General features: G+C 31.4%; 31 protein-coding genes. 7 read left to right on the top strand and 24 right to left on the bottom strand.

Features of this window, described 5'->3' with window-relative positions:
• Positions 1 to 46: 46 nt before the first annotated feature.
• The 7 genes from O6P34_RS11100 to O6P34_RS11070 form a co-directional block, all read right to left on the bottom strand.
• Complete coding sequence (locus O6P34_RS11100) at positions 47 to 610, bottom strand: gluconate 2-dehydrogenase subunit 3 family protein (RefSeq protein ID WP_269684574.1); 564 nt, start codon at positions 608 to 610, stop codon at positions 47 to 49.
• Between the two features lie 356 nt (positions 611 to 966).
• The gene (locus O6P34_RS11095; protein WP_269684573.1) at positions 967 to 2,157 is read right to left on the bottom strand and encodes a hypothetical protein; all 1,191 of its coding nucleotides are present in this window, start codon (positions 2,155 to 2,157) and stop codon (positions 967 to 969) included.
• Between the two features lie 14 nt (positions 2,158 to 2,171).
• Positions 2,172 to 3,002, bottom strand: coding sequence for a type 1 glutamine amidotransferase (locus O6P34_RS11090; protein WP_269684572.1), 831 nt, complete (start codon positions 3,000 to 3,002; stop codon positions 2,172 to 2,174).
• A gap of 38 nt (positions 3,003 to 3,040) precedes the next feature.
• Positions 3,041 to 4,147, bottom strand: a complete 1,107-nt coding sequence (locus O6P34_RS11085; protein WP_269684571.1) for a carboxylate-amine ligase — start codon at positions 4,145 to 4,147, stop codon at positions 3,041 to 3,043.
• A gap of 120 nt (positions 4,148 to 4,267) precedes the next feature.
• Positions 4,268 to 5,215 (bottom strand): ATP-grasp domain-containing protein, encoded by a 948-nt coding sequence (locus tag O6P34_RS11080; protein WP_269684570.1) that lies wholly within the window; start codon positions 5,213 to 5,215, stop codon positions 4,268 to 4,270.
• 10 nt (positions 5,216 to 5,225) lie between these two features.
• On the bottom strand, positions 5,226 to 5,939 hold the full coding sequence (locus O6P34_RS11075) for an alpha/beta fold hydrolase (RefSeq protein WP_269684569.1): 714 nt from the start codon (positions 5,937 to 5,939) through the stop codon (positions 5,226 to 5,228).
• 258 nt (positions 5,940 to 6,197) lie between these two features.
• Entirely contained in the window at positions 6,198 to 6,596 is a 399-nt protein-coding gene (locus tag O6P34_RS11070; RefSeq protein WP_269684568.1) for a glyoxalase, read from the bottom strand.
• Between the two features lie 70 nt (positions 6,597 to 6,666).
• Between O6P34_RS11070 and O6P34_RS11065 the strand changes: the two genes are divergently transcribed.
• Positions 6,667 to 7,050 carry an acyl-CoA thioesterase gene (locus O6P34_RS11065; protein ID WP_269684567.1) on the top strand — a complete coding sequence of 128 codons (384 nt, stop codon included), beginning with the start codon at positions 6,667 to 6,669 and terminating at the stop codon, positions 7,048 to 7,050.
• Positions 7,051 to 7,133: 83 nt separating this feature from the next.
• Here the strand turns inward: O6P34_RS11065 and O6P34_RS11060 are convergent, their stop codons facing one another.
• Both O6P34_RS11060 and O6P34_RS11055 read right to left on the bottom strand, forming a co-directional pair.
• Positions 7,134 to 8,402 (bottom strand): mechanosensitive ion channel family protein, encoded by a 1,269-nt coding sequence (locus O6P34_RS11060; protein ID WP_269684566.1) that lies wholly within the window; start codon positions 8,400 to 8,402, stop codon positions 7,134 to 7,136.
• Complete coding sequence (locus tag O6P34_RS11055) at positions 8,395 to 8,679, bottom strand: DUF3817 domain-containing protein (RefSeq protein WP_269684565.1); 285 nt, start codon at positions 8,677 to 8,679, stop codon at positions 8,395 to 8,397. The genes O6P34_RS11060 and O6P34_RS11055 overlap by 8 nt, the downstream gene beginning before the upstream one ends.
• A 106-nt stretch (positions 8,680 to 8,785) precedes the next feature.
• On the opposite strand from O6P34_RS11055, the gene O6P34_RS11050 reads away from it, so the two are divergent.
• The 4 genes from O6P34_RS11050 (at position 8,786) to O6P34_RS11035 (ending at position 13,718) form a co-directional block, all read left to right on the top strand.
• On the top strand, positions 8,786 to 9,310 hold the full coding sequence (locus O6P34_RS11050) for a DUF6155 family protein (protein ID WP_269684564.1): 525 nt from the start codon (positions 8,786 to 8,788) through the stop codon (positions 9,308 to 9,310).
• 110 nt (positions 9,311 to 9,420) lie between these two features.
• Positions 9,421 to 10,959, top strand: a complete 1,539-nt coding sequence (locus O6P34_RS11045) for a DEAD/DEAH box helicase (protein ID WP_269684563.1) — start codon at positions 9,421 to 9,423, stop codon at positions 10,957 to 10,959.
• 65 nt (positions 10,960 to 11,024) lie between these two features.
• Positions 11,025 to 12,362, top strand: a complete 1,338-nt coding sequence (locus O6P34_RS11040; protein ID WP_269684562.1) for a DEAD/DEAH box helicase — start codon at positions 11,025 to 11,027, stop codon at positions 12,360 to 12,362.
• 99 nt (positions 12,363 to 12,461) lie between these two features.
• Complete coding sequence (locus tag O6P34_RS11035; RefSeq protein ID WP_269684561.1) at positions 12,462 to 13,718, top strand: NAD(P)/FAD-dependent oxidoreductase; 1,257 nt, start codon at positions 12,462 to 12,464, stop codon at positions 13,716 to 13,718.
• A 3-nt stretch (positions 13,719 to 13,721) separates the two neighbouring features.
• On the opposite strand, the gene O6P34_RS11030 is transcribed toward O6P34_RS11035, so the two are convergent.
• The 13 genes from O6P34_RS11030 to O6P34_RS10970 all read right to left on the bottom strand — a co-directional run bounded on the left by O6P34_RS11030 (position 13,722) and on the right by O6P34_RS10970 (position 22,841).
• On the bottom strand, positions 13,722 to 14,951 hold the full coding sequence (locus O6P34_RS11030) for a multidrug effflux MFS transporter (RefSeq protein WP_269684560.1): 1,230 nt from the start codon (positions 14,949 to 14,951) through the stop codon (positions 13,722 to 13,724).
• A gap of 256 nt (positions 14,952 to 15,207) precedes the next feature.
• Positions 15,208 to 15,609 carry a hypothetical protein gene (locus tag O6P34_RS11025; protein ID WP_269684559.1) on the bottom strand — a complete coding sequence of 134 codons (402 nt, stop codon included), beginning with the start codon at positions 15,607 to 15,609 and terminating at the stop codon, positions 15,208 to 15,210.
• Positions 15,610 to 15,962: 353 nt separating this feature from the next.
• Positions 15,963 to 16,697, bottom strand: a complete 735-nt coding sequence (locus tag O6P34_RS11020) for a hypothetical protein (protein WP_269684558.1) — start codon at positions 16,695 to 16,697, stop codon at positions 15,963 to 15,965.
• A 6-nt stretch (positions 16,698 to 16,703) separates the two neighbouring features.
• Complete coding sequence (locus tag O6P34_RS11015; RefSeq protein WP_269684557.1) at positions 16,704 to 17,219, bottom strand: hypothetical protein; 516 nt, start codon at positions 17,217 to 17,219, stop codon at positions 16,704 to 16,706.
• Between the two features lie 161 nt (positions 17,220 to 17,380).
• On the bottom strand, positions 17,381 to 17,932 hold the full coding sequence (locus O6P34_RS11010; protein ID WP_269684556.1) for a hypothetical protein: 552 nt from the start codon (positions 17,930 to 17,932) through the stop codon (positions 17,381 to 17,383).
• A complete protein-coding gene (locus O6P34_RS11005) occupies positions 17,925 to 18,086 on the bottom strand; it encodes a hypothetical protein (RefSeq protein ID WP_269684555.1) in 162 nt (53 codons plus the stop codon). Before O6P34_RS11005 ends, O6P34_RS11010 begins: the two co-directional genes overlap by 8 nt.
• A gap of 120 nt (positions 18,087 to 18,206) precedes the next feature.
• A complete protein-coding gene (locus O6P34_RS11000; protein ID WP_269684554.1) occupies positions 18,207 to 18,626 on the bottom strand; it encodes a hypothetical protein in 420 nt (139 codons plus the stop codon).
• A gap of 111 nt (positions 18,627 to 18,737) precedes the next feature.
• Positions 18,738 to 19,175, bottom strand: a complete 438-nt coding sequence (locus O6P34_RS10995; RefSeq protein ID WP_269684553.1) for a hypothetical protein — start codon at positions 19,173 to 19,175, stop codon at positions 18,738 to 18,740.
• A gap of 2 nt (positions 19,176 to 19,177) precedes the next feature.
• Entirely contained in the window at positions 19,178 to 19,903 is a 726-nt protein-coding gene (locus tag O6P34_RS10990; protein WP_269684552.1) for a hypothetical protein, read from the bottom strand.
• Between the two features lie 114 nt (positions 19,904 to 20,017).
• Positions 20,018 to 20,185 carry a hypothetical protein gene (locus O6P34_RS10985; protein ID WP_269684551.1) on the bottom strand — a complete coding sequence of 56 codons (168 nt, stop codon included), beginning with the start codon at positions 20,183 to 20,185 and terminating at the stop codon, positions 20,018 to 20,020.
• Between the two features lie 3 nt (positions 20,186 to 20,188).
• A complete protein-coding gene (locus O6P34_RS10980; protein WP_269684550.1) occupies positions 20,189 to 21,382 on the bottom strand; it encodes a hypothetical protein in 1,194 nt (397 codons plus the stop codon).
• Positions 21,383 to 21,528: 146 nt separating this feature from the next.
• Positions 21,529 to 21,849: a hypothetical protein gene (locus O6P34_RS10975; RefSeq protein WP_269684549.1), complete on the bottom strand. Its 321-nt coding sequence runs from the start codon at positions 21,847 to 21,849 to the stop codon at positions 21,529 to 21,531.
• Positions 21,850 to 22,334: 485 nt separating this feature from the next.
• On the bottom strand, positions 22,335 to 22,841 hold the full coding sequence (locus tag O6P34_RS10970; RefSeq protein WP_269684548.1) for a DUF2911 domain-containing protein: 507 nt from the start codon (positions 22,839 to 22,841) through the stop codon (positions 22,335 to 22,337).
• 185 nt (positions 22,842 to 23,026) lie between these two features.
• Between O6P34_RS10970 and O6P34_RS10965 the strand changes: the two genes are divergently transcribed.
• Together O6P34_RS10965 and O6P34_RS10960 are read left to right on the top strand one after the other, a co-directional pair.
• Positions 23,027 to 24,946, top strand: coding sequence for a DUF294 nucleotidyltransferase-like domain-containing protein (locus O6P34_RS10965; RefSeq protein ID WP_269684547.1), 1,920 nt, complete (start codon positions 23,027 to 23,029; stop codon positions 24,944 to 24,946).
• Positions 24,947 to 24,949: 3 nt separating this feature from the next.
• Positions 24,950 to 25,549, top strand: coding sequence for a 3'-5' exonuclease (locus tag O6P34_RS10960; protein WP_269684546.1), 600 nt, complete (start codon positions 24,950 to 24,952; stop codon positions 25,547 to 25,549).
• Here the strand turns inward: O6P34_RS10960 and O6P34_RS10955 are convergent, their stop codons facing one another.
• Together O6P34_RS10955 and O6P34_RS10950 are read right to left on the bottom strand one after the other, a co-directional pair.
• A complete protein-coding gene (locus O6P34_RS10955) occupies positions 25,550 to 26,038 on the bottom strand; it encodes a 4'-phosphopantetheinyl transferase family protein (protein WP_269684545.1) in 489 nt (162 codons plus the stop codon).
• 17 nt (positions 26,039 to 26,055) lie between these two features.
• Positions 26,056 to 26,313: an acyl carrier protein gene (locus O6P34_RS10950; protein WP_269684544.1), complete on the bottom strand. Its 258-nt coding sequence runs from the start codon at positions 26,311 to 26,313 to the stop codon at positions 26,056 to 26,058.
• Between the last annotated feature and the right edge of the window lie 55 nt (positions 26,314 to 26,368).

The following is a 26,368-nucleotide window of genomic DNA, read 5'->3' as shown; positions in this document are numbered from 1 at the left end:
TTTTTGGTTTTTTAAATATTTTTTAGCTAATAAATTCTAAAGGTAATTAGTTTGTAGCCCAAGCTTTTTGTCCTGGTGTATAGTCCGCACTTCCGTCATATCGACCTGGTACTGGTAAATATTCACGGGCTTGAGTACAACCTATTTCTGAAGAAAAGTAACCCAATATAGTTAAATCTCTGGCTAGTAAAAAGAAAGAAGGTGCTTTATCTGTTGCAATGGCTTCATCTTTTAAGCTGTTCATTAATTTCTGACGTTCTTCTACAGTCATTGTCAAAAAATCTTTATTGAAATCTTTGAAACATTTTGCCTGCATGTCTTTCATTCCGGAAGCAAACATTTGTTGCATTTGCGCTGGATAACAATCCCTAATCATCATTGGAATAAACGCACCTAAACCAGCTGCTTTTGCTCCTGCAGATGATGCAGTTGTTGGAATAATAATATCGGCAAATTCAGCCAAAATTTCTTCATCTGAAGCAGAGAAAAACACAAAGTTTTTATCCTTTTCCAATACCGTAAAACTTTCAAATAAAACCCCCATTGTAGTCGCAGATATTGCGCCTCCCATTAAAAATGCAACTTTTTTTAGTGCTTCCCGTCTATCCATTGCTTTAATATTAAATATATTAATTATTGATGAAAATTATGTAATTATTTAAGTATTACAATAATAAATAAAAAAAAGACAGATTCATTTTTTTAATGTTAAATTATTGACAGAATTCAATAATTTATAAATTATTAAGAGAATAGATTTAAAAAAAGCACCAAAGACTATCTGTAATTAATAAAAATTGCAAAAAATTGATTTTTTTTTCAAAAAAAACAATGAACACCTCTGCTTTTTTGACTAGAAATAATATTTTTTGTAAGTATTAAGCTATTTATTTGTTTAGCTAAAACGTTTTATTAAAATTTCAATGCGTTAAAATGACATCTTAGGATAGAATTTTTGAAAAAAACTTAACTTTCAAATAATCCTAATGTACCACCAACCCAGTCTTTATCTTTGTTGAATTTAACACCAATCATTTCGCCACGGCTCAAACGAACTAAATTGCAAAGCAGAGTAGGGGAAACATCATTTTTTTTCCATGTGCAAAGAACACGAACCTCTGCCTTTACTTTTCCATCAGGAGATTGAACAATTGGAATATAATTTACTTTTTTTTGTAAAATATAAAGCTCTTTTTCAACAACAGCTTCGATGTCTTCCTTTTTGACATGAAAAATAACGCCGGAACCCGAAAAAGAAAATAAAGGTTTCAAAACATAATTTTCTAAATCTTCGGGAATTACTATCAAGTCACTTAATAAGGTAGTTTCTATAAAATATTTTCCTTTTAAGTAGGGTAATATAAATTTACTAATTCTGAAAAACCAGTTGGGATGTCCAGCCCATTCTAAATCTAAATCATCTGAGAAACTAAAATTCAATTTTAAATCAGTTCGCGAATTCAATTCATCAAAAATCACTCTATTGTATATGCGTTTTACTAAAACCAAATCGCCGTTTATATTTTTGTAAAAAAGTTGTCTTCCTTTTTTAATCACATCAGTCACACAAACTATAGGAATACCAATGTCTTTATGGCAATAAAGAAAATCGATTTTTGTATTTTGCTTTTCAGGTTCTATTTCGAGTAAAATAACATTTTCTTCAGGATGATGATTGCAAATTACTTCTTTCAGAATCTCTAGATATTCTTCAGTATTAATGTTGTTTATAAATGGAGTTAATTCGTTTAGAAAAGGATAATGCTTTCTGAACTTTTCATATAAATTAATCTGATAATTATATAAAGTTGGAAATCCCTGAACCTCAATCAATTTTGGAATCACAACTCCATCTTCTTCACAAATACCAAAATCTATTGCCAAAAAAGTGGTGTGTTCATCTTCATTTGGCACTTTAATATTTAATTCTAAAGCCTTATTGGTTAATTCTTTAAAACCATCTTTCTGAATCAAAGCTATAACTTCATTACAACCTTCTGTCAGCTGTTTTTTTAATTCATTTGAAATAAAAAAAGGAGTTTCCCCTAATCGAAAAGTAGGCGCATAATCAAAATCGGAAGCAATATCATCTTTGAATTCCTGATATTTTTTGTCTGTGAATTGGGCATTAAATAACTCCCGATATTTTGGAATCATATAGAATTGGGGGATTAATTAGACATGATTTTTTTAGTCTTTATCAAGTCATTTATGGCAATGCGAAGGAAATTTGGAATCAAAGTCTCGTTAGTTCTGTAAATCTTATCGTCATCTAATAAATCTTCCAGCATATTACGGAACTTCTTTTTGCCTTTCATAGCCCTAATTTTATTTTTGGCTTCCTTATTTCTTAAATGAGTAATAAAACTCACCGGATCTGCTTCTGGATGAAATTGTGTTCCCACAAAATAATCTGTAAAACGAACAGCCATTATTGCGCGTTCGTATTGCACATAATCCCTAATTTTTTCCAAAGAAATAATTTTAGCTCCTTTTTTAGCAAAAACACTCAATTTAGGCTGTACAACCTGATAATCTCGGGAATCTATGGCATAAAATGGATCTGACAATCCTTCAAAAAGAGGATCATCTAACCCTTCTTTCGTTTTATGAATAGTCATAACTCCAAAAGAAGTGTCATTGCGTTTGGTGATTTCGGCCAGACCAAAGTGTTTACAAGCCATTTGAAAGGAATGACAAATAAACAAAACATGTTTTTTTGTTGGTTTATCTGTATTCCATTTATTCAGAGCATCAATAAATTCATAATATTTAGTATCCCAATCTCCATCACCAATCAACGGGTTTCCTGGTCCGCCGGATGAAATATAAATATCATATTTATCAATTTGTGGCAATTCACATTTTCCTCTAACATCAAAAACTTTAAAAGTCACTACTGGCGTAAACCGGTTAATAATATCAATAATACATCGCATTCCTTGATTAGGTTCACCGTTGTACATATCCAAAAGGGCTATTTTTATGACTTTATCGCTCATTTTTTTACTTTAAAAACAGTTAGCAAAGGTAATTTAATTTACAACCCCTTGGTAAATTCACTTGTTATAAAGTCAACGACTTTTGAAAGATTATTTGTTTCTTGAAAAACGGCAAGTTGCTTATCTGCTCCGGTTCCGTTTTTCAAAATTTCATGTACATAATTTATGTCTTCACGACTTCCTAATTCATCAACAACATCATCAATAAATTCTAAAAGCTCCAGAATAAGCATTTTGGTTTCAACCTCTTTTTGCAAACCAAAATCAATCATATTATTATCGATTCCATAACGAGCCGCTCTAAATTTATTTTCTTTGATTAACGCCAATCGATAAATATTAAAACTCGTATTATTCATATTCAGCTTATATAATTTAGCCACAATTGCCTGAATAATAGCAACAATACATATCGTCTCTTCAACCGTTAAACACATATCACAAATCCTGAATTCGATCGTATTATAAAATGGATGTAAACGTAAATCCCACCATATTTTTTTGGGATTATCAATACAATTGGTTTTCACCAAAGTCTCCAAATAATTCTCATACGAACTAACTGAATCAAAATATTCCGGCAATCCAGTTCTTGGAAACTTATCAAAAACTTTAGTTCTAAAAGATTTATAACCCGTTTGTCGGCCTTCCCAAAAAGGAGAATTCGTAGAAAGCGCAAAAATATGTGGCAAAAAATAAGTTGCCTGATTCATCAATTGCAAACCAATTTCTCGATTTTCAATACCCACATGACAATGCATTCCGAAGATTAAATTCGAACGTGCCGCATCCTGCAATTCATTCACAATGTCATGATAACGCGGATCATCCGTAATGGGCTGGTCTTGCCATTTCGAAAAAGGATGCGTTCCGGCGCCGCCCACAATCAGTTCTTGTTTATCGGCCAATTCTACAATTTTAGAACGCAAAAACTTGATTTCAGCCTTAGCCTCAGCAACACTTTTACAAATATTAGTACCAACTTCTACAACAGATTGATGCATTTCAGCTTTGACTTGCTCATTCAATATGATTTTGGCACCATCTACAATTTTAGACAAATGCGAACGCAAATCTCTGGTAACAGGATCAATAATCTGATATTCTTCTTCCACACCAAGTGTGAAAACAGGTAATTTTTTCATTTTTTTTTAATTTTTAGGAGCTGTTTCCTGCTGTACGTTATATCTTTTGTTCTGAACTCCAGAACAAAAGGATGTCACTTCCATCAGGGCTAGGACCAATCGAGAATCCTCAAATTGGATTTATTTCCCCGCAACAGCTTCTTTGATAAAGGTTCCCCAAGTCAAATTCATTTTACCTGGTTTTTGTTTTTTTGCGGCAGCGATAGCCATTTTTGCAGCTTCCTCAACAACCCATTCAAAATTTTCGGCACCAACAGAACTTAATTCAGCATCAGGGGCAGGATTTCCAAAATCTATCGCATACGGAATTCCGTCACGAACAGCAAATTCAACTGTATTAAAATCATAACCCAAACCTTTACAAAGTCGTAAAGTATAGTCTTTTATAGTCGCTAATAATTTTTTATCCACAGGAGGACCGTCAATAACATACCTCAAATGATGGGGATTTCTAGGTTCATATTGCATAATTCGAACCGCTTTGCAGCCCAAACAATACACTCTGAAATATTCTGTAAAAACAATTTCCTCTTGTAACATCATTACTAACTGTCCCGTTTCCTGATGTTTTTCCCAAAACTCTTCTTTATTTTCTAATCGATACACATTTTTCCAACCACCGCCAGCATACGGTTTCATGTATGCAGGAAATCCAACATAATCAAAAATACCTTGCCAATCCATTGGATATTTTAAATTCCGAAACGATTTTCCAGTAGTATCTGTAGGATGTTCCGCCGAAGGAAGAATTACGGTATTAGGCAACGGAACGCCCAAAGTATCGGCCAACGCATTGTTAAAAAACTTATCATCAGCACTCCACCAAAACGGATTATTAATCACATTTGTTCCTGTTAAAGCCGCATTTTTCAAATACGCACGATAAAAAGGAACATCTTGTGAAATACGATCTATAATTACGGCGTATTCACCATCACTATTTTGAACCACTTTATCAATAGCAACCGCCTCGGCAATAATTCCTTTTTCGTTTTTTGAGTTTACACGATCTATAAATGCTTGTGGAAAGGTATCTTCCATTCCAAATAAAATTCCGATTTTTTTCATCTTGTATATTTTAAAAAAACTTGATTCGTGATAAATAATGAGGAAACATTTCTTCCCAAACCGGCCAATCGTGTGCCCTGTCTTGGCGCAAATCTAACCAGTGATGCACATTCCGGTCGCTTAAAACCTTACTTAACTTTAGATTGGCATCATAGCAAATATCCCAGTTAGAGGTTCCTAAAACTATGTCCATATTCCAAAGTTCATGGTCGTTTAGTCCGTATAAAAAATCTTCAGGACTATTAAAAAACACATCGTCATTATGAAAACCTTCCATAAAGCTTTTTATACTAAAAGCACCACTCATAGAAAACAGATGACTCACATATCCCGGATGACGAAACGCAAAATTAGCAGCATGATACCCTCCAAAACTACAACCGGCCATAACCACTTTTCCCGAAGGAGAATTATGTCTTACTTTTTCAACAATCTCATGACAAATCATTTTATCGTACCAAGTATGATTTTCTATGCGATGAATCGGAAGAATTTGTTTGTTGTAAAAACTGTCTTTATCAATGCTTGCAGGACAAAATATTTGTATTAATCCTTGTTCGACATACCATTTTGCAGCGTCAATGAGTCCCATATCTTTATTTTCATGGAAACTTCCCATAGAAGTTGGAAACAAAATCACAGGATATCCGGAATGTCCAAAAACTAACATTTCGATATCCCGGCTTAGATTAGGTGAGTACCATTTGAAATATTCTTCTTTCATCGTAAACTTTATAAAGTCAGGAATTCCGTGCGATTACATATAACAATTAAAATGAAAAAAAACGAACGAAATACATCAATAATTTAGTTTGTCAAAAAATTATTATAAAAAAAACAAAGAATAATCAAAAGATTATGGAATTGTAAAATTTAAGTCAACATCTCATTCTTTTATAAAAAATTATTCAAAAAAACCATTCAATTATGGCACAATCGAGTCCTAAAGTAAATTAAAAATACACTTTTGGAAATTTGTAATTTATGTTATGACATCAAACAATTGTACTTGGCTTTTCAATCGTTCTGTGAGCATACTCATCATTCTTTTGTTGAGACTGGAGGAATTTTTTATATACAAGCAATATTCATCGGCGGTAAATAATCCGATAATCATTCCTTTCAGTGCATTTCTAAACTTAATATCTTTTTGAATTGCATTTTCTATAATAGCCATTTTTTTCTCTACGGTATGTGTGTAAAAATCAGCTTTATTTTTACTTATATAATTGAGGAATGAAGCGACAAATAAATCGTTCTGCAGTTTCAAAACAGGGCGAAGGACTTCATTTTGAAACGATTCTTCTGTTGAAGATTGTGCGGTTACAATCCCTATTGCTGGTCCTCGAAATTCCTTTATAAAAACATCTCTTTGATTCATCTTTTTTTCTTTAAAAATAGAAAAAATAGCAATAGGAATAGTTTAATTTTGCACTTATAAAATAAAAACTATGCGATTTCATACTAGAAAATGGGTTAAACCCGAAGATTTAAATCCAAACGGAACTTTATTTGGAGGAAAATTATTAGCTTGGTTGGACGAAGAATTAACTTTATATTCTATTATTCAACTAGAAAACTCCAGAATTGTTACCAAACATATGTCGGAAATTAATTTTAGAAGTTCTGCTAAACAAGGAGATATTATAGAGATTGGAATTGATGTAGTTAAGTTCGGAAATACTTCGCTTGTTCTTACCTGTGAAGCCAGAAACATGATGACACGAGAAACAATTATCACAATTGACAATACCACAATGGTTAATCTTGGTGCTGATGGAAAACCAAAAGCGCATGGAAAAACACAAATTGAATTTGTTAAAGATCGATTGTAATAAAAAATGGAATCATTACTTATCTTTTAGAAACAAATAATAATTCCATAAACTGAAACGAAATTCTGAATATTTTTTGTTTATTATTGTATTTCTGAACCAAGAGAATCTTTCTCTGAAGGCAGTTCATATATTTCTAAATCAAAATAACGAACCGAAGCTATAATATGATCAAATATATCGGCCATGATGTATTCATAATTTTCAAAACGTTTGTCGTGCGAAAAAGCATAAATCTCAAGCGGAGTGCCTTGTGAAGTTGACTGCAATTGGCGACAAAGCATAACCATCTCCCGGTTTAATCCCGGATAATTCTGAAGATATTGTGTGATATATTTACGAAACAAACCAAAGTTGGTTAAATTCCGACCATTAATAGCCAGTGATTTATCTATCTTATTAGTTGAATTATAGTCATCAATTTCTAGTTTTCGGGTATCGATATAAGCACTTATAAGTTCAATTTTTTTCAAATCTTCTAATTCTGAATCTTCAAGAAATCGGATGCTGCCTGTTTTGATAAGAATATGTCTTTTTATTCGTCGTCCATCCGAATTCAGCATACCGCGCCAGTTATGAAAAGAATCGGAACTCAGACTATACGTAGGGATTGTAGTGGTGGTATTATCAAAATTTCGAACTTTTACGGTAGCCAAATTAATTTCTATCACATCTCCATCGGCACCAAATTTATCCATCGTAATCCAATCGCCAATACGAACCATATCGTTTATAGAAACCTGAACACTAGCCACAAATCCCAACAAAGTATCCCTGAAAATTAAGATAATCAAAGCCGAAACTGCTCCCAAAATAGTCAATAATTCCTTTTGGTCGATATCAAATAATTTTGAAATAATCACAGTAATTCCAACGGCCCACAAGACAATCATAATTACCTGGATGAAACTATCTATTGGTTTATCACTGTAAGAAGGTATTAATTTGAGATAATCTCTTAATGCATTAAAAATGGTTCGAACAATCCATAGAAGTAACATGACGATATAAATACCAACCATTTTTCCAAAAACGCCTTCCCAATATTCAAATCGGTCTAAAATAACCGGTACCGATTTATAAATGAATGACAATGGAATTAGATAGGCGATGTATTTGGCTGTTTTGTTACTGACCAATAAATCATCGAATCTTGTTTTGGTTTTTTGAGCTACAATAGCCATAGCCGTAACCAGAATAAGCCGAGATAAAACATAGATTCCGTATGCTAAAACACACAGTATTAATAGATTTATAGCTAAACTTAAATAAGAGGCAAAAGTGCTTCCCAATCCCCATTTTCGGAGAATTGGATATAGAAAATTGAATATAATTTCTATTATTTTACGCATTTTTTAAGTATTTCTTTTCAATATAAAAAGTACCAAAAGGGATTACCGAAGCTACACCAATAATTCCCAGTTTTTTTGCATCCCAATTTTCTTTGAATTTTAGTAATACAGCCAAAACAATGTAAGCCACGAATAAAACGCCATGTGACATCCCAATTGGATAAAGCAATGTTTTATACAAATCAAAATGATTAGGTTTAATAAAAAGCATGTTTGAAAATAAAACCAAATAGGAAATTCCTTCGAGAATAGCGATAATTTTGAAAATCTTAAGCATGAAAATAAAATTTGGATATAGATAGTAAGCAAAATTAAGTATTATCATTGATTTTCGGTGTATTGATTCCTAAAGTAATTTACTTTTGTAATCTTAAACTTTGATAATGAGCAAACGTGATTTAAAAAAATACCTGACCGAACTCAATAAAGAGCAACTCGAAGAGCAAATTTTGGAATTGTATGAAAAGTTTAGTCCGGTAAAAGTGTACTATAATTTTGTTTTTAATCCAAAAGAAGAAACGCTTTTGCAGGAATCTAAACTTAAAATCTCACATGAATATTATCCGATAAAAAAATCGGGGAGGAGAAGCAAACCAAAAATGAGGCGTTCTGTTGCCCAAAAATACATTAAGCATTTTATTCTTTTAGGAGTTGATTCTTTTATCATTGCAGATATAATGCTTTACAATATCGAAATTGCCCAAACATTTTCAGCGGAACATCCTGTAAAACAAGAGCTTTTTTATAAAAGCATGTTCAATTCATTTGATCAAGCTGTCGTTTTTTTGATATCCAATGGAATTTTGAATGAATTTAAATCCCGAATTCATTCCATTCACAACGAAACTATTGTACAAAAATGGTTTAACGAACCTGAATTTAATGCTGTTATCGAGCGATTGGAATAGAAAAAGTTTTTAATAACCAATTTTAATTAACGAGTCCTATTTCTTTTTAATTAAAATTAACAAAAAAACTGTTTTTTAGGTGTATTTTTGCAAAAATCCAACAAAAATCAATGTCCCAAAATACTTTAGAAATAGAAATAGAAGACAAAAAAGAGCTTTATGCCTACCAAAAAGGAGATATAGATGCCATCTTTGAACGAATTGACAATGCTCCGGCGCAACATCATTTATTGTATCAATTGCCTACAGGTGGTGGTAAAACAGTGGTGTTTTCAGAAATTGTTCGTCGTTATTTATCCCAACACGATAAAAAAGTAGTTGTTTTGACCCACAGAATAGAGCTGTGTAAACAAACTTCAAAAATGTTGAAAGGTTTTGACGTAAAAAATAAAATCATAAACAGTAAAGTAAAAGAACTTCCGGATCAAAACGAATATTCCTGTTTTGTTGCCATGGTCGAAACTTTAAAAAACCGTATCAATGACGAAAAACTGCATTTAGATAATGTAGGTTTAGTAATCATCGATGAGGCCCACTATAATTCCTTCCGTAAATTATTAAGTTCTTTCAAAAATGCTTTCATATTAGGAGTAACTGCCACGCCGTTGAGTTCTAATATTAAATTACCAATGCATGAAAGTTATGACGAATTAATTGTAGGAGATACTATTGGTTCTTTGATTGAGAAAGGTTTTTTGGCGAAAGCCGTTACTTATAGTTATGATGTTGGTTTAACATCATTGAAAGTAGGGATTAATGGTGATTATACCGTAAAATCATCCGATGATTTATACACGAATATGGCCATGCAAGAAAAATTGTTGCATGCCTACACCGAAAAATCTTTGGGAAAGAAAACCTTAATTTTCAACAACGGAATCAATACTTCACTATATGTTTATGAAACTTTTAGAGAAGCGGGATATCCGATAAGACATCTTGACAACACCAGCAATAACGAGGAACGAAAAGATATTTTGCATTGGTTCAAAAAAACTCCGGATGCAATTTTAACCTCAGTTGGTATCCTTACAACTGGTTTTGATGAACCTACAGTTGAGACAATAATCCTAAACAGAGCCACAAAATCATTGACTTTATATTTCCAGATGATTGGTCGTGGTTCCAGAAAATTGCCTAATAAAGATGAGTTTACAGTTATTGATTTAGGAAACAATGCCGCGCGTTTTGGTTTATGGAGTGAGCCGGTAAACTGGCAACATATCTTTAAATCGCCTGAATTTTATTTAGAGAATTTACGTGATGATAACGAAATTGAACTGTATTTTAAATATACGATGCCTCCGGAATTACGGGCTAAATTCAGTAAAACTGAAGTCGTTACTTTTGATGTCGATGAAGAGCATAAATTAATTATTAAACAAAATTTACGTTCAAAAGTAGTTTTAGAAAAATCATTAGAACAACATGCCGCAATGTGTGTGGACAATTCTGAAACTTTACAGGAAGCAAAGGCATTAGGAAAAGAGTTAGAAGACGATATTGATTGTCGTATCAAACGATATTCTAAATGTTTGAGCCAATGCAGCAAAAATTACCGCGAATGGCTTGTTGATGATTACAAATTAAAATTGATTTTGTTGACCGGTAAAAAATACCGTGAAAAAATCATGAACGAACCAGATTGATACCTGTTTCACGGTAAAAACTAAACGATCAAAAGCACTTTTAAAAAAATTATAAATCCAAAATAATGTCAAAACAATTCTCTGATTTAGGAATTTCAGCACCAATACTAAAAGCGATTACCGAATTAGGAATTGTAGTACCTACAGAAATTCAGCAAAAAACAATTCCGCTATTTTTATCAAACACAACTGATTTAGTTGGACTTGCCAAAACTGGAACTGGAAAAACAGCCGCTTTTGGATTGCCTCTTTTACAATTAATAGACCCGAATTTAGCAACAATTCAAGCTGTAATTCTGGTTCCGACTCGTGAATTAGGACAACAAATTTTTAGAAATTTAGAAGATTTTGCAAAATACCTGCCCGAAGTTTCTATCGCAGCCACTTGTGGAGGTATCCCAATAAAACCTCAAATAGAGCGCTTAACATTGCCAACACATATTGTAGTTGCTACTCCGGGAAGATTAATTGATTTGATTCAACGTAAAGCAATTTCTTTAAAAGAAACTAAATTTCTTGTTCTAGACGAAGCCGATGAAATGGTGACGATTTTAAAAGAAGGTTTAGATGAGATTATTGCCGAAATACCTAAAGATCACAGAACATTTTTGTTTTCGGCGACTTTGCCAGGAACAATAAAACAACTGGTTCAGAATTACTTAAATAAAAATGTAGTTCAGGTAAGTGCCAATATGGAAACTGTGGGAAATCAAGGAATTGATCACCAATATATAGTCGTAAATCCGATAGAAAAACTTGATGTTTTGATGCATTTTTTGAATTCGAAAGAAGGAGAACGCGGAATCATTTTTTGTAAAACTAAAGCTGCAGTGAATAAACTGGCTAAAAATTTAGCCATTAATCGATTTTCATCAGGTGCTTTGCACGGTAGTTTATCTCAAGGAATTCGTGACAGAATTATGGAGCAATTTCGTGAAGGACACATCAATATATTAGTCGCAACAGATTTAGCCGCAAGAGGAATTGATGTAAAAGAAATATCATATGTGGTAAATTATCATTTGCCGGATGTGTATGAAGTTTATGTACACCGCAGCGGAAGAACTGCAAGAGCAGGAGCAAAGGGGCTTTCATTAACGATTTTGCAACCCGAAGAGGTAATGGAAATTGCCGGTTTCGAAAAAGAATTAGGAATCAAATTTATTGAATTTAATAAGCCAACAGTTGCAAGTATCGAAGAAAACAATACGCTTTTGTGGGCCAAACAAATCTTTAAAACCAAACCCAATCACGAGGTTGATTCAGCATTAAAAACTAAAATAAAAACGATTTTTCATCATTTGACCAAAGACGAATTGATAGAGAAATTATTGGCCAACCATTTGCTTCAAGCCAAAAATGAACCTGCAGAAAAACCCGTTAAAAAATTAAAAAGGAACTAATATTTTAATCTTTTTTTAATAGTTGTACATTCAAAAGCATGCTGTAAATAACTTATATTTATAGGATGCTTTTTTTTATACAACAAAAATTAGAAAAATATGGAGATTGTAATAGTTGGCGGTGGGTTTGCTGGATTGAATTTGGCGAAAGAACTCCTGAATGAGGAAGGAATTCATGTAACGCTTGTTGATAAAAATAACTATAATTTCTTTCCACCACTCATATATCAGGTTGCTACGGCTTTTTTAGAACCTTCCAGTATCAGCTATCCTTTTCGAAAATTTTTTGCCGGAAAAAAGAATCTGCAATTTCGTTTGGGAGAACTTCAAAAAGTAATCCCCACCGAAAATAAAATTATTCTCAACAACGGAGAATTAACATACGATTATTTAGTCTTTGCAACCGGAGCCGAAACAAGTTATTTTGGAATGGAAAATGTGAAGAAAAATGCAATTCCGATGAAAACGCTCAATGATGCCATTGAAATGCGAAATACCATACTGAAAAATTTAGAAAAAGCTGCAATTTGTAAAGATATTCGTAAACGACGAAAATTATTAACCATCGTAGTTGCAGGTGGCGGACCAACAGGAGTAGAGCTTTCGGGAATGTTTGCTGAGATGAGAAAAAACATTTTCCTTAAAGAATATCCTGAACTTGGGACCACGGCCAGTAATATTTATTTAGTCGATGGTGGTGATGCCTTATTATCGCCTATGAGTAAGGAATCGCAAGAAGATACCTTGGAGGCAGTGACCAAACTTGGTGTTGTTGTAAAATTAAACAGTCGGGTAACTGATTATGTAGATGATACTGTATTTTTCTCGAATGGAGAAACGATTCAAACCAAAAATTTAATTTGGGCAGCGGGCGTTTCGGCAAGAGAATTTGAAGGAATTCCAACAGAAAGTTATGGCCGTGGAAAACGTTTGGCTACAGATGCTTTTAATAAAGTTAATGGCACCCAAAACATTTATGCAATAGGAGATACCTGCATCCAGCTTACGGATAAAAATTTTCCTGGAGGTCATCCGCAAGTGGCTCAAGTAGCCATTCAACAAGGATTGAATTTAGCTAAAAATTTCAAATCAATGAATCAGAATAAACCGTTAATTCCTTTTGTATACAAGGACAAAGGAGCTATGGCGATCATTGGAAAAAATAAAGCTGTTGTAGATTTACCAAGTCCTAAATTACATTTCAAAGGATTTTTTGCTTGGATAATTTGGTTATTTGTTCACTTAATTTCATTAATAACCTATCGAAATCGAATATTGACTTTTTACAATTGGATGACTGCTTATTTTGCAAAAGACCAATCTTTACGAATGATTATCAGACCTGATAAAAAGTAAAAATTAATGAACTATCGTTACTTCCTGATCCGATGAACTAATGATAGTTTTTTTAATATTTCGTTTTCCAATATTCAAAATCACAAAAGCTGTGATTGTTGTAATACACATAATTACAACCATTGGAACCACTGAATCTATAACGAAAATACCTACCACAAAAGAGGCTAATGCTCCTAATCCCAACTGAATGGCTCCCATTAAAGCAGAAGCACTTCCTGCATTTCTGGTAAAAGGAGCAAGGGTGAGACCAGCCGTATTAGGATTTGAAATTCCTAAACAAGCTAAAAACAAAAATAACAAAGCTATAGTTTCATACAAACCCAGCCAATTATTTAAAGCCGCCACAAGAAAAATAATACTCAATATTGTTTGAGTTATTAACGCTCCAAAAATCATTTGTTCACTTTTGAATCTTCTTAACAAAAAGGAATTCAATTGACTGGCAGATATAAAACTCAAAGACATAAATGCAAAAATCCAACCATACGTTTTAGGATCTACTTTAAAAATAGTCATAAACAAAATAGGAGAAGACGCCACATAAGTAAACAAGCCAGAGAAAGCAACTGCTCCGGTAAAGGCATAAGTATAAAATTGAGGCTCTCTCAGGATACTTATAAAATTGGTAATAATTAGTTTTGGTTTTAATGAAATTGAAGTATCAGGAACATAGGTATTAGGAAGTTCAATCATTGCACCAATAAGTATAATAATTCCTAAACCCATCAAAATTAAAAATACTACATGCCAACCATAATAAGCCGTAACATAACCTCCAATTGTAGGCGCTAACATTGGCGAAAGCCCTACAACCAACATCAATAAAGAAAATACTTTGGGAATATCTTTTACAGGAAATAAATCTCGAACCATTGCCACAGAAGCTACTGCAGCAGCGCAACTACCAACTGCCTGTATAAAACGTAATCCTATAAAAGTATCAATATTAGTTACAAAAGAGCAACCTAAAGAAGCAAGAATATAAACCAAAATACCTACAAATAAAGGTTTCTTTCTTCCAAAACGGTCTAATAATGGCCCATATAATAATTGTCCTGCAGAAATTCCAATAAAATAACTAGATAGAGTCATCGAAACCTTAGCGACAGTAGTATTCAAATCGTTAGCAATACCTTCAAAACCGGGCAAATACATGTCTATCGAAAATGGCCCAAGTGCTGTCAATGAACCTAAAATGAAAATTAATTTGATGTATTTTGCTTTTGTCATGAAAAAGGAATCTTTTATATTTTTTTGCAAATGTAAATATTTAAGATGCTAATCTAAACGATTTGGTAAGCAATACAAGATAAAAAACACCGATATCTTTTAGTTAGCATTTTTTTATGCTTATTCTTATTTGAACTATAATTTATAATAAGAGGCATAGAACGTCAAACAAGTTGTTAACAAGTTTATAAACAATTTTAAGGTAAATATTTGGAAATAAAAAAACCCCGTTTTATTGGGGTTCATTTATTGATTTTTACGGTTGTAATGAAATAGATAAAATTTGAGAAAGAGCAGTTGAATAAGACTGTAATATCATTGAATCCCATGGAGTTAAATCCTTTTGATAACGTTGATATAAATCAGGGTTACCAATAGGAATACATAAATAATAATAATTATTCCACATTTTTGAATTAGCTATAACCAAAATAGCAGAATTTTTTTTTGTCTTTTGATTAACAAATAATTTAAAATCAAAGGTATAAAGTGTTTCTGAATATTTATAAAAATCTTGCAATTCATAGCCTTGTTTTAAATCTAAACCTTTAGAAACAGTTTCTTTATAACCTTTTGTTAAATAATTATATTCTTGCTCAGTAGTCTGAGAATAAGAAAAAGCAGTAAACAACAGAAATAACAATGTAATTTTTTTCATAATTTTTATTTTTTTTTAGTAGGTTAAAGTTGATAATTATTTTTCAAATATAGTGCCAAAATTTAAATCTCGCTAATAAATAATCCCTACAGAGAATTAATAATAAACCTAAAAAAAAACCCTTGTAACTTAATACAAAGGTTTATCTATAATATACTTGTCAAAATATTGACGAGAAATATACTTTTGTGTTTTCCTATTATAAATATTTATATAATGGTAATCGTAACCCTCCCGTTCTAATAATTTATGAAGATAGTATATTGACTTCATAAAAGGGTATTGTATAGGGTGGCGAGTTTTATCCTTATGAAATACCCAACACATATAAGGAGTAGGGGTAGTATTAGCCATTAAAGAACAAAAACAGGTTCGTCAAAAATTGCAACATAGCCCATTACTTGTGCGTAAGTTGATAGCGGAGTAGGAGTAGCAATACCAGCAAAATTTGAACCAGTAGAAAAAACCAATTTATTAAACAAAAAAGGAGTAGAAGAAGCAACACTTCCACCAGCAGAATGATAAAACATTGATAAAGAGGATTCCTGATTTGATAACCCAATATTATCTAAAACAGAAACAAAAGAAGTAACAATACCAACTACTTTAGCAAAATACAAAAGATTATTATTAGGATTGTTAATTTGATGTAAGTAATCTAAACCATGATAAAAAGGTTTAATATAAAACGTTTTTGCGGGATAATTTTTTTCACAAAATTGTAATAAATAAACGTGGTCAGGATGTAAAGCATTAACATATTCTGTTGCAGTTCTTATATATTCCTGATTGTAAGTTAAAATAACTATTTGTTCTGCAGGAAAAAAACTGTTATCTGGGATTAAATTAATATCGAAAAAATTTGAATTAATAAATCCTAACATATCGGGATTATCGAGATTTTGAAATCCTATACCTGATTTTTTTACGTTATTTTCAAAAACTGAAAGTATAAAAAACTCTTCATTTATACCCGACACTTCGAAAAGTGTATCGTAATAATTTTTTGTAAAAGTTACAGATTTAGTTTTTACAATTCCTTTTTTTGTTAAGTATTGTATATAATTGTTAGTAAGTGGAAAGTCCATATTTTTTTATTTAAATAGTGGTAATTTATTTAATTCTGAGGAGTCTAAGTACTCTTTTACGTCATCCATTAAATTACGCCTCGTTAAGACGTAATAACATTGTGTAACTGTTTTAACCTGACCAGCATTAGTCAAAATCTTTAATTGTGCGTATATTTTAGCGTCGTTTTCAGTCCATCCTTTAGGGTTTAACCATGCAAAATCCCAAAAGGTTTTCTCTTTAGTTAAAATATTTGTACCTAAATCTACAGCCAAATTTCGAGCTACATTATGATAAAAAGGATTTGAAGTAATTTTATTTAACTCTTGTAATTGAGTAATAGGGTTGTTGTTATTTGCAACCAAAATTTTTGTTTCCTCCTCCTGATTGTTTATTATATCCTTTGTACTGGCGTCTTTAAAATAACGCATGATTATAGGATAACCAATAATTAAACCAAGAAGAACAAGCCAGTATCTTTCTACTATATCCAAAAAACCGCCACTTGACGGTTTTAAGGAATTACGAAATTGAGTTCTCATTTTACTTTTTAAACATTTTCCATGCTAAAAGGATAACAAGTACACCGCCCGCAATGTTAACAGTCATTTTATTATTTGTGTAAAAGTCTTTAAATTTTGTTTTTAAAATTTCCATTTTTATTTTTTTTTGAATTAATTAATTTATCTTTTGTCTCGTTTGTTTAGACTGTAACGGTAAAAACAGTATACAAAAAAAGCAGTACAGGAACGATAATAACATTAAATCGAAAAGTTTTTTTCGAATCTATTTTAATACCGTTAATATTATCCCTTTCAAGTATATCAATAGCATCTAATATATCGGAATCAGTTATTAATAAACCATCCTTACCGTTTTCATGATTAATAATCGCACGGGCAATTTGCATCATGAATAAGACGTCAACTTGATAAATTTTTTGGTCGGGTAATAAACCAACAGCCTTAGCAACTTTTTGAACGTATAAAGCAGTATTATTTTCGTTTGGTGGTGCATATTCAGAAATCAATTTTTTAATTGTGTCTTTACCTTTTCCGATATCGCCTAAAATATCAATTAACATAGCACGAATACCAAATTTAACCTCAGTAAACTGTTCAAAATGTTTGTTTTGGTCGGTATTAGTTAAATAAGGAATTTTACCAACCCAAGCAGATGAAGTGTAAACCAAGTTTCCAGGATTATTATTTCTTAACCCTCTTGAAAGATTGCTTTTACCTAAAAAACTACTCATTTTTTAAATCTTTTATTGTTTGTTTTTCTTCGTTGAAATCTATCTTTTCAAGTTCTTCGCTAACCACTTGAATACCTTTGATAATTGCAGTAACAACAGCACCATATTTGACAATAATACCAACTATAGCAATAACACCTTTTAACTTATTCATTTGATTTGGTTTTAAGTTTCTGTTCTTTTTTGTTTCTTCGTTCTTCTCGAATTTCGAAAAGTAAATCAAACCCCTCATGTATAATAAGAGGTAAGATTTTTAATAATACCTTAAACATTATTAGCTTTGAATATAAGTACCCGCATAACCGCCATTTTTGGCTTTTGGGTTCATTACAAAGGCTAATTTGTCTACTACAACTTTACCGCTTTTCTTTTCCATAGTTCCCCAGTGAAAATTTACTTCGCCAGTTTTAGTATTAGTAAATGTTACAGCAATAGAACCAAACCATCCCTTTTCAGAAAGTTTTGATTTTTCAGTAGTAACTGCTTTAATACTTATCAAATCACGTTCATGTAAACGCCATCCAGTAGTTAAATACTGTTTGTTTCCTTTGTTGTTTCCTTTTGTTGGTTCATAAGTTGTAGTTTTACAACCAGAATGTTTAACATAAGGCTTTTGAGAATTGTTATAATTCTTATTTTGTGAATTATAACTCTTGTTTTGTGAATTATAATTATTTGGATATTTATTTGCCATTAGTGGAATAAATTTTTAATGTTTAACAAAATTTCAGTTAGTTTTTTGATAAAAATTACAACCGTATCTATAATAAAAACTATAAAATAAATACGATTGTAGTTTCTTTTTTTAGGTTCGTTTTCCACCTTTTCGACGTTTTCCGAAAAAAGACATTTTAACAACTACAAACAATACAATAGCAGTAATTAAACCGATAATGTAATTTTTGTTTTTGTTCCAAAATGCTTTCAAAGCTATTGTAGTTACAAAATCAGTAGCACTTTGTGCAGAATCAGTTTTAGCTATTGCATCGGTAGTTTTTTTGTAAAAATCTTTACCCTGAACGTCTAAAAATTCTTTTACAGGCTCAGGAAGAACAACGGGAGTTTTTGAAAAACCATTAGGTACAATAACTACCTTACCGTTTGCGTCTTTTGTCTTTTCAGTCGTAGCGACTCTAATTAAGTCCTGACCTACAGCCGAAAAATTACCAGTAGCGACATTTGTTAAATTCTTAATACTAATCGCTCTCTTTAATTTAGTACCAAGTGATTTGAAAAACCCCATTTTTAGACGTTTTTAATACTTCTTACAACGAAGTTGATAACAGTACCCTGAGATTTATTAATCTCAATAGTGTCAACCTCTTCCAATGGTAGAGAAACTCTATCAGTAAGACCTTGTAAAATAGCTGTTCCGTTTAAAGCTTGAATTGGGTCAATATCACGAGATAAAGACTGTAACTCAAAAGGCAAATACTTAACAACAACACCGTTACTGTAACGGTAAGAAAGATCTTGTACAGAAGCGTGAGTAGTCATAATAGCTAAATCAAAACCTTTCACGTCTAAGATTTTACTGAACTGCTCAGAGGCTACTGTTTTTTGTTCAAAGAAATACAAATCACTTGAAGCGATAGGCTCTTCAATTCCGAAAATATCATAAACCTTACCAGCTGTAGAGATTAAATCGTCTAACTGTATTTTAATACTTTCCTTTTCTTCCAAAGCAATACCGCCTAAATGTGCCAATTCACAAACTGCAATACATTCGTAAGTCGCATCGCTTTGAGTTCCTGAGGTTCCATAAGTTGACGCTAAAATAAAATCTTTCAAAAGAACCTTATTCGCTAAAATTACGTTTGAACCGTTCGCACGCTCAATATAAATGCTGATTTTTTCGGTTGTTAACGTTGACAAATCGAAACCATCGACCGCAAGAATTAAACCCCCAATGCTTTTTGTAACTGTAAATTCTGCTGATTTAGTTACCAAAGTTGCACTTCCAATTTTCATTTTTTTTTCATTTTTTTGTTAATACTATTTTTGTTTTATAGACACAAATATTATTAAGGATTGAAAAAGGGGGTTTATATTTTTTTATAGTTTTTTATATTTTTTTATATTTTTTTATAAAATACCATACAAAACCAAGTCCGAAATAGTTAAATAATCCCTCTTAATTTGCAAAGAATCTATTATAGTTTGATACTCTTTTAAGGCAGTGGGATAACTTACTTCAAGAATGTGCATTAATTGTGTTTTAGTAACTTTTTGGCTTGTATTGTCTGTTTTCATAGCTTATAAAAATAAAAGTTGATGTTCATTAAATAGTTTTGAATCGAAATCATTTATAATTTTTTCTTTATTTCTAAACTCATGCAGATAGAAATAATATTTTCCTTTAAACCAAGACAAAAGGGGTAAATCGGTAGTAATATCTTTATCCTCTAATAATAAATTTAAAGCAAATATGTAGCTTATATCCTGATTATTAGAGTAATATTCTCGGAATAATGATTTCGCCAAACGCTTTTTTATTGTGGTACTGGAAAGTATTATTTTCTTAAATCTTTTAACTATTGGAACAGAGTTAGAAACTTGATTTTGTAATAAATCAAAATCAAAAAGGGGAATTTCATTTTCTTTATTAATTTGTGATTTTCCCGTATTTTCCCGAAGTTCAAAAAAACCTTTAGTAGCTATTTTTAATAACTCTATTAACATAGCCTTATCAAATATACCCCAAGTCATCGACTTGCTTTTTGTTTCGTCATCCTTGTATATTTCATTTAAACCACGAAAAAAAGCGCTGTTTAATTGATATTCAAAACGCCATACATTATCATTTTTTAGGCTGTTATTTTTATAGTATTCATTGATATATGGTTTTTCTGTCAGCTGAAGAGAGAGTGTTTTATTATAACAACGGATTATTTTGTCAGAGGTACGTTTGCCAATTTGAAAACCATTTAAAATACTTTTGCCTTTATATGTTTCATAATAGGATTGAATATTTTTAGGGCGACCGCTAATAAGATATACAGAATTGATAATGTTACGGTATAAATCCCTATAAGTATGATTAACATCATTTTTATCGATGCAGATATCCAAACGGTTAACAGATTTAAAGCTATATTTAGTTTCATTACAGAAATCCCAGATTATATTTTTTAATTCATTATTTTGTAAAGTGTAGAAAAGATTGTTTTCGATTTGTAATTGGGCTAAATTTTTATCAATAATTGCAGAACGGGGAGCGGAAGTAAGTAAACCGACTTTTATTTCGTTGTAATACAAATCGGCTCTATTTTCAAAAATTTTTGTACCGTAATCATATGGTTTGAGTGTGAAATTTGAATTTTCGGGAAATTCTCTAAAAGGAGTACCATCGAGATTTATAATTAAATAGTCAATATTTACTAACTGAGTTTCTAAATTATTTGATTTTCGCCTTTTATTAAGTTGGTGGCGTTCTTTATATGAAATCATTTATTTTTTGTGGTTTGAGTGAGTTAGTTCCCGTTATACCCAACGGGAACGATGTAAAAAAATTGATGTATAAATGTTCGTTTGCTTTTATCTTTTTTTGTTCCGTTTCACTTCACAAAAACAGATCAGCGCAAACGAATAAATAATTAAATAAAAGGCTCATCGAATAATGAAAAAGCAGTTTTTTGAGAAGAAGCAAAAATATTTACCTTTTCACTTGTTATAATTTCCTTTTCGATTATTGTTAAATCAGTTTCAAGCGTTAACAATTGAGATTTAAGTATAAATTTTATCTTTTCGTCAATTTGTTTAATTTCACGAAGAATAAAAGAATATTGATTTTTGATGTTTTCCAAATCAATAGTTTCACACGGGTATTTAGTGTATTCTCTTAAATCGTAAGTTACAGACGCTATTTGTATAAGTAGATTTTCTCTTTTTAATTGTAATTCGTTAATTGTAGCCATAATTAATAAATTAAAAGTTTATGTTTTAACAATTTAAAAAGCAGAGTTTTTATAGATGAATTTGCAGTGTCACAATAAAAGATAAATTCGTGTAATGACTGATTTTGACGAACTACAAAACATTCTTTTTCTATGTGAATAGAAATACCTAATTTTGAACCTCTAATTCTTATATGAAGAATTTTATATTTTAAATGTTCAGTTTTACAAAAGGGAGTAATTTTTTTAAGAAACTTTTTAGGAGTAAATTTGGTATGACGCATTTTTTCAAGTTGAACCAGTAACAAAGTGTAGTTTTCGAGTGATGTTCGTTTTAATGACATAGTATAAAATTTGTTAATTATTACGTCACAAATTTGCACTATAATTTATATTATGTAAAATAGAATTTTTAAGCCAATGCATAAAACCAATACTATACCTTATTTAAATAAAAAAGCATTACCTCTTTTTGGTAATGCTTTAATTGTAAAACGAATTGTATTTTATTTAATAGCAATTGGAATATTCCAATTATCCCAACTTATAACAATACCATTTTCTGTAATTGTATAGGTTAATTTTTCAACAGGCGAACTTGTGATTTGTTGTTTTACAGTAACTCTAAGCTGGTCGTTTTTATCTTTATACTTGTAAGCGCCCCATTGTTTAGCTTCATTGTTAAAAATAATGATACTTTCAGTTTCATTTGGAATTATAAAAAAAGAATATTTCCCAGCTGGCAATTTAGAACCTTCAATCATAATTTCTTTGTTGGTCTCAAAAGTTGTTGCTTCATTAGCTCCTGCACGCCAAACTTTATTAAACGGAACTAATTCGCCCCATATTTTTCGGCCTTTAACTGACGGACTGCCATAATTAATGCTTATTGTAGCATCATTAATTTTACCTGAGACAACTTCTGGAGGACTTGCCGGCTTATCTTGTGCATTCACGAAAGTTACCATTAGTAACGCAATAATACACAGATGTATTTTTTTTTGTAATCCCATGATTTAAAATAGTTTAGTTTAGGACATAAATTTAAAATAACTGAACTAAACTGACTATAAAAACCTGTTATTTTGGGAAAAAATTAAGATTTAATAAATAAATAATTTTACTCTATTAATGACATCATTATAATTTATTATTTTATTAATTTTACAAGCAATCCTTTATTTTACTTATCAAACATATGAATACAATTGCAGAACATATTGCAGACTTTTTAAAAGTATATCCGCCATTTGATAATTTAACTTTTCAGGAATTATCAGAAATTGCAACAAGTATCCGTGTGGTTAATTTAGAAAAGCATAAAACCTTATTCCAAATTAATGATGTCTTGCATGACAGTTTTTACGTGGTGGCTTCTGGCGTTATCAATTTATCCGTAATATCGGATGCCGAAGAAACTTTATTGAACAAATGTCATGAAGGTGATATTTTTGGGTTACGCCCTTTTTTTGCTAAAAACAATTACATGATGACCGCTAAAGCGCGTGAGGAAAGTATTGTTTATGCTATTCCAATTGCGACTTTCAGACCTTTTGTTGCCAATAATGCGTTAGTATTAAACTTTTTATTAGAAAGTTTTGCAACAAATACCCGCAATACAAAAGACAAAGAAAACCTGAGAGGAAAACTTATTTCTGACAATGTATTCTATTCTGATCAACAATCCGAAATTCAATATTTTCAATCTTTATCCTACAATAATTCTCCACTAACGGCAACTAAAAAAAGCATCATCAAAGATATTGCACAACTCATGACTGAAGAAGTCAAGAATAATGTCATTATCTGCGAAAATAGCTTTCCTATCGGTATCGTAACTGACCGTGATATGTGTACCAAAATCGCTACAGGCCGATTTTCTATCACTGATACAATTGATAAAATTATGTCTGCACCAGTAGTAACAGTTGCCGAAAATGTATCTCTTGCCGAAGCACAACTGCTTATGTTAAAACATAGTGTAACCCATTTGTGCGTAACACTAGACGGAACAACTAATTCAGCAGTAAAAGGAATTATTACAGAACACGATTTAATTATTGCGCAAGCCAGTAACCCCGGAGTTTTAATCAAAGAAATTAAACGCTCGCATGCGGCAAAAGATTTAAAACAAATTCGGGATAAAATGGCCGATCTTGTTCAAAATTCGATTCACAAGAACATTCCGTTGACTCATGTTACTAACATTGCCAGTGACATTAATCTTGCTGTCATCAAAAGAGCGGTAGAATTATCAATTTTAGATTTAGGCTCTCCTCCTGCCCGTTTTGCATGGTTAAGCATTGGAAGTCAAGGTCGAAAAGAACAATTATTACTAACCGATCAGGATAGTATTTTGATATTTGAAGATGTAGCGCCCGAAAAATACAGAGATGTAAAAGATTACTTCCTTAAATTAGCCCGAAGAACAACAGATACACTAGAAAAAGTAGGATATCCATTGTGTCCAAACGGACATATGGGAAGCAATATGCTTTGGTGTAAATCTCTGACTGATTGGACTAAACAATACAATAGTTGGATAAATACTCCAGGTGAAAATAGTAATGACATCAGTAGTATTTTCTTTGATTATGAAATTGTTTTTGGTGAACCAAAAATTGAAGAAGCCATAGAAAATGTTATTTTTAATAACATAAAAAACAATGCACTTTTCTTTGACTTTTTGGGCAATGATGCTTTAAGAAAAAATTCCCCTTTGAGTTTTTTCAAAAAATTCATTGTTGAAGAAGAAGACGGACCTAACAAAAATAAATTTGATATTAAAACCCGTGCTTTAATGCCATTAATTGACGGTGCTCGTTTATTTGCTTTACATTACAATATAAAAGGTGTCAACAATACCTATTTACGTTTTAAGCAACTCTCAATCACCGACCCAAAAAATGCCGAAATTTATCTTAACTGCGCTGAAGCTTTTTTGATATTATCAAAATTTAGAACTATAGAAGGATTGAAAAATGACGACAACGGACAGTTTATCAATTTAGAAGAAATGACAAAAATCGATAAAGAAAAATTGAAAAATGCATTAGCTCCCATGAAAGAATTGGAAGAATTGATAAAAAATAAGTTTCAACTTACCCAATTTTCATAAATTATGTTAGACTGGCTGAAAAATATAAATAAGGAATATCCGGAATTCTGGAAAAATTATGTTGCTAAATTCGAAAAAAAATCGAATCGTTTTGTTGTTTTATCTACCGAAACATCTGGTTTAAATCCTGACAAAGATATCATTCTATCCATTGGATCTTTTGCCGTGATTGATAACAGTATTGTCATTGGGGATAATTTTGAAACCGTTTTATTACAGTACAAATTCTTGCATGACAATGGCCTTTCCAATGAATTTATTGTGGAAAGCAAAATGAAAAAATTAGTAGAACCTGAGGCTATAAAATTATTTATTGAATACATCGGTAATGCGGTTCTTGTGGGACATCATGTTGATTTTGATGTAGAAATGATTAATGCAGCTCTCGAAAGGCTCAATTGTGGCCGCCTAAAAAACGAAGCTTTAGACATTGATATCATGTACCGAAAATTGCATGACATCACCGACAAAGAATTTTCACTTGACGAATTGAGTACTATTTACAAAATCCCTAAAAGTGACCGAAATTCTTCTTCCGAAGATGCTTATAGAATCGCTTTATTGTTTTTGAAATTGAAATCACGATTGGGGATAAAAATTTAATTATTCTATTATTATCCCTTTCCAAAACCTCCCGTGATGACTTATAGAAACTGGTTTTTCTATCTTTGAATTGGAATCAATAATAAAGGGAATTCCGTTTCTTTTATTGATTTTAGTATCTATATCAATGTTTTTGATTTGCTTGAAATACTCTTTTTCTGCACAAGCAATGGTGTAAATAAAATCATTTTCTATTTTAGTTTGGGTAAAATAGGTTTTTCCTTTGATTAAAATAGTTCCTAAAGTTCCACTCTCATAAAAACACTCTAATTCTAGAGGAATAAATGCTCGGATTCCCGTTTCCCTATTGTAAATTTTATAAACCGCTTCCTTCCTGCTCCATAAATTCCAAACCATAGTTTCTGGATTTTGTGCAGTTACAATTTGTAATTGTTCCTTTTTTGTGAATATTTTATCCAAAAAACCTTTCCGTTGCCAATCACTTTCTTTTCGGGCTAAAGCCAAATCTACAATGTCGTTTCCTATCATATTTCACTGTTGATTCACTACTTTTTTGTAGCTAATTGAGTCTCAATAATAGTCATAGCAGCCTTTACATTGACCATTCGTTCCATTGATTCATTATCGATAACAATATTATATTTTTCCTCGATGTCTAAAATAACATCAACTAAATTAGCAGAGTTTATTTTCAAATCATTGATAAAATCAGTTTCCTCTGTAAGAGTATCAAAAGCTTCTTGATTTTGAATATACGGTTTGACGATAGCTTTTAATTCTTCAATAATTTCTTGTTTGTTCATATTTGTATCTAGTTTAAAGTTCTTTGGTAAATTTCTATTTTGTATTTTTAAAATA

Origin of the sequence: Flavobacterium lacustre, from assembly GCF_027474525.2 — a bacterium.
In the GTDB taxonomy this organism is placed as follows: Bacteria; Bacteroidota; Bacteroidia; order Flavobacteriales; family Flavobacteriaceae; genus Flavobacterium; species Flavobacterium lacustre.
The sequence above is the reverse complement of the archived record's forward strand: the minus strand, read 5'-3'. Positions and strand labels throughout refer to the sequence as shown.

Bases quoted from the DNA above. Each gene is read 5' to 3' on its own strand.
- O6P34_RS11100 (WP_269684574.1), bottom strand. From the start codon at position 610: ATGGATAGACGGGAAGCACTAAAAAAAGTTGCATTTTTAATGGGAGGC.
- O6P34_RS11095 (WP_269684573.1), bottom strand. From the start codon at position 2,157: ATGATTCCAAAATATCGGGAGTTATTTAATGCCCAATTCACAGACAAA.
- O6P34_RS11090 (WP_269684572.1), bottom strand. From the start codon at position 3,002: ATGAGCGATAAAGTCATAAAAATAGCCCTTTTGGATATGTACAACGGT.
- O6P34_RS11085 (WP_269684571.1), bottom strand. From the start codon at position 4,147: ATGAAAAAATTACCTGTTTTCACACTTGGTGTGGAAGAAGAATATCAG.
- O6P34_RS11080 (WP_269684570.1), bottom strand. From the start codon at position 5,215: ATGAAAAAAATCGGAATTTTATTTGGAATGGAAGATACCTTTCCACAA.
- O6P34_RS11075 (WP_269684569.1), bottom strand. From the start codon at position 5,939: ATGAAAGAAGAATATTTCAAATGGTACTCACCTAATCTAAGCCGGGAT.
- O6P34_RS11070 (WP_269684568.1), bottom strand. From the start codon at position 6,596: ATGAATCAAAGAGATGTTTTTATAAAGGAATTTCGAGGACCAGCAATA.
- O6P34_RS11065 (WP_269684567.1), top strand. From the start codon at position 6,667: ATGCGATTTCATACTAGAAAATGGGTTAAACCCGAAGATTTAAATCCA.
- O6P34_RS11060 (WP_269684566.1), bottom strand. From the start codon at position 8,402: ATGCGTAAAATAATAGAAATTATATTCAATTTTCTATATCCAATTCTC.
- O6P34_RS11055 (WP_269684565.1), bottom strand. From the start codon at position 8,679: ATGCTTAAGATTTTCAAAATTATCGCTATTCTCGAAGGAATTTCCTAT.
- O6P34_RS11050 (WP_269684564.1), top strand. From the start codon at position 8,786: ATGAGCAAACGTGATTTAAAAAAATACCTGACCGAACTCAATAAAGAG.
- O6P34_RS11045 (WP_269684563.1), top strand. From the start codon at position 9,421: ATGTCCCAAAATACTTTAGAAATAGAAATAGAAGACAAAAAAGAGCTT.
- O6P34_RS11040 (WP_269684562.1), top strand. From the start codon at position 11,025: ATGTCAAAACAATTCTCTGATTTAGGAATTTCAGCACCAATACTAAAA.
- O6P34_RS11035 (WP_269684561.1), top strand. From the start codon at position 12,462: ATGGAGATTGTAATAGTTGGCGGTGGGTTTGCTGGATTGAATTTGGCG.
- O6P34_RS11030 (WP_269684560.1), bottom strand. From the start codon at position 14,951: ATGACAAAAGCAAAATACATCAAATTAATTTTCATTTTAGGTTCATTG.
- O6P34_RS11025 (WP_269684559.1), bottom strand. From the start codon at position 15,609: ATGAAAAAAATTACATTGTTATTTCTGTTGTTTACTGCTTTTTCTTAT.
- O6P34_RS11020 (WP_269684558.1), bottom strand. From the start codon at position 16,697: ATGGACTTTCCACTTACTAACAATTATATACAATACTTAACAAAAAAA.
- O6P34_RS11015 (WP_269684557.1), bottom strand. From the start codon at position 17,219: ATGAGAACTCAATTTCGTAATTCCTTAAAACCGTCAAGTGGCGGTTTT.
- O6P34_RS11010 (WP_269684556.1), bottom strand. From the start codon at position 17,932: ATGAGTAGTTTTTTAGGTAAAAGCAATCTTTCAAGAGGGTTAAGAAAT.
- O6P34_RS11005 (WP_269684555.1), bottom strand. From the start codon at position 18,086: ATGAATAAGTTAAAAGGTGTTATTGCTATAGTTGGTATTATTGTCAAA.
- O6P34_RS11000 (WP_269684554.1), bottom strand. From the start codon at position 18,626: ATGGCAAATAAATATCCAAATAATTATAATTCACAAAACAAGAGTTAT.
- O6P34_RS10995 (WP_269684553.1), bottom strand. From the start codon at position 19,175: ATGGGGTTTTTCAAATCACTTGGTACTAAATTAAAGAGAGCGATTAGT.
- O6P34_RS10990 (WP_269684552.1), bottom strand. From the start codon at position 19,903: ATGAAAATTGGAAGTGCAACTTTGGTAACTAAATCAGCAGAATTTACA.
- O6P34_RS10985 (WP_269684551.1), bottom strand. From the start codon at position 20,185: ATGAAAACAGACAATACAAGCCAAAAAGTTACTAAAACACAATTAATG.
- O6P34_RS10980 (WP_269684550.1), bottom strand. From the start codon at position 21,382: ATGATTTCATATAAAGAACGCCACCAACTTAATAAAAGGCGAAAATCA.
- O6P34_RS10975 (WP_269684549.1), bottom strand. From the start codon at position 21,849: ATGGCTACAATTAACGAATTACAATTAAAAAGAGAAAATCTACTTATA.
- O6P34_RS10970 (WP_269684548.1), bottom strand. From the start codon at position 22,841: ATGGGATTACAAAAAAAAATACATCTGTGTATTATTGCGTTACTAATG.
- O6P34_RS10965 (WP_269684547.1), top strand. From the start codon at position 23,027: ATGAATACAATTGCAGAACATATTGCAGACTTTTTAAAAGTATATCCG.
- O6P34_RS10960 (WP_269684546.1), top strand. From the start codon at position 24,950: ATGTTAGACTGGCTGAAAAATATAAATAAGGAATATCCGGAATTCTGG.
- O6P34_RS10955 (WP_269684545.1), bottom strand. From the start codon at position 26,038: ATGATAGGAAACGACATTGTAGATTTGGCTTTAGCCCGAAAAGAAAGT.
- O6P34_RS10950 (WP_269684544.1), bottom strand. From the start codon at position 26,313: ATGAACAAACAAGAAATTATTGAAGAATTAAAAGCTATCGTCAAACCG.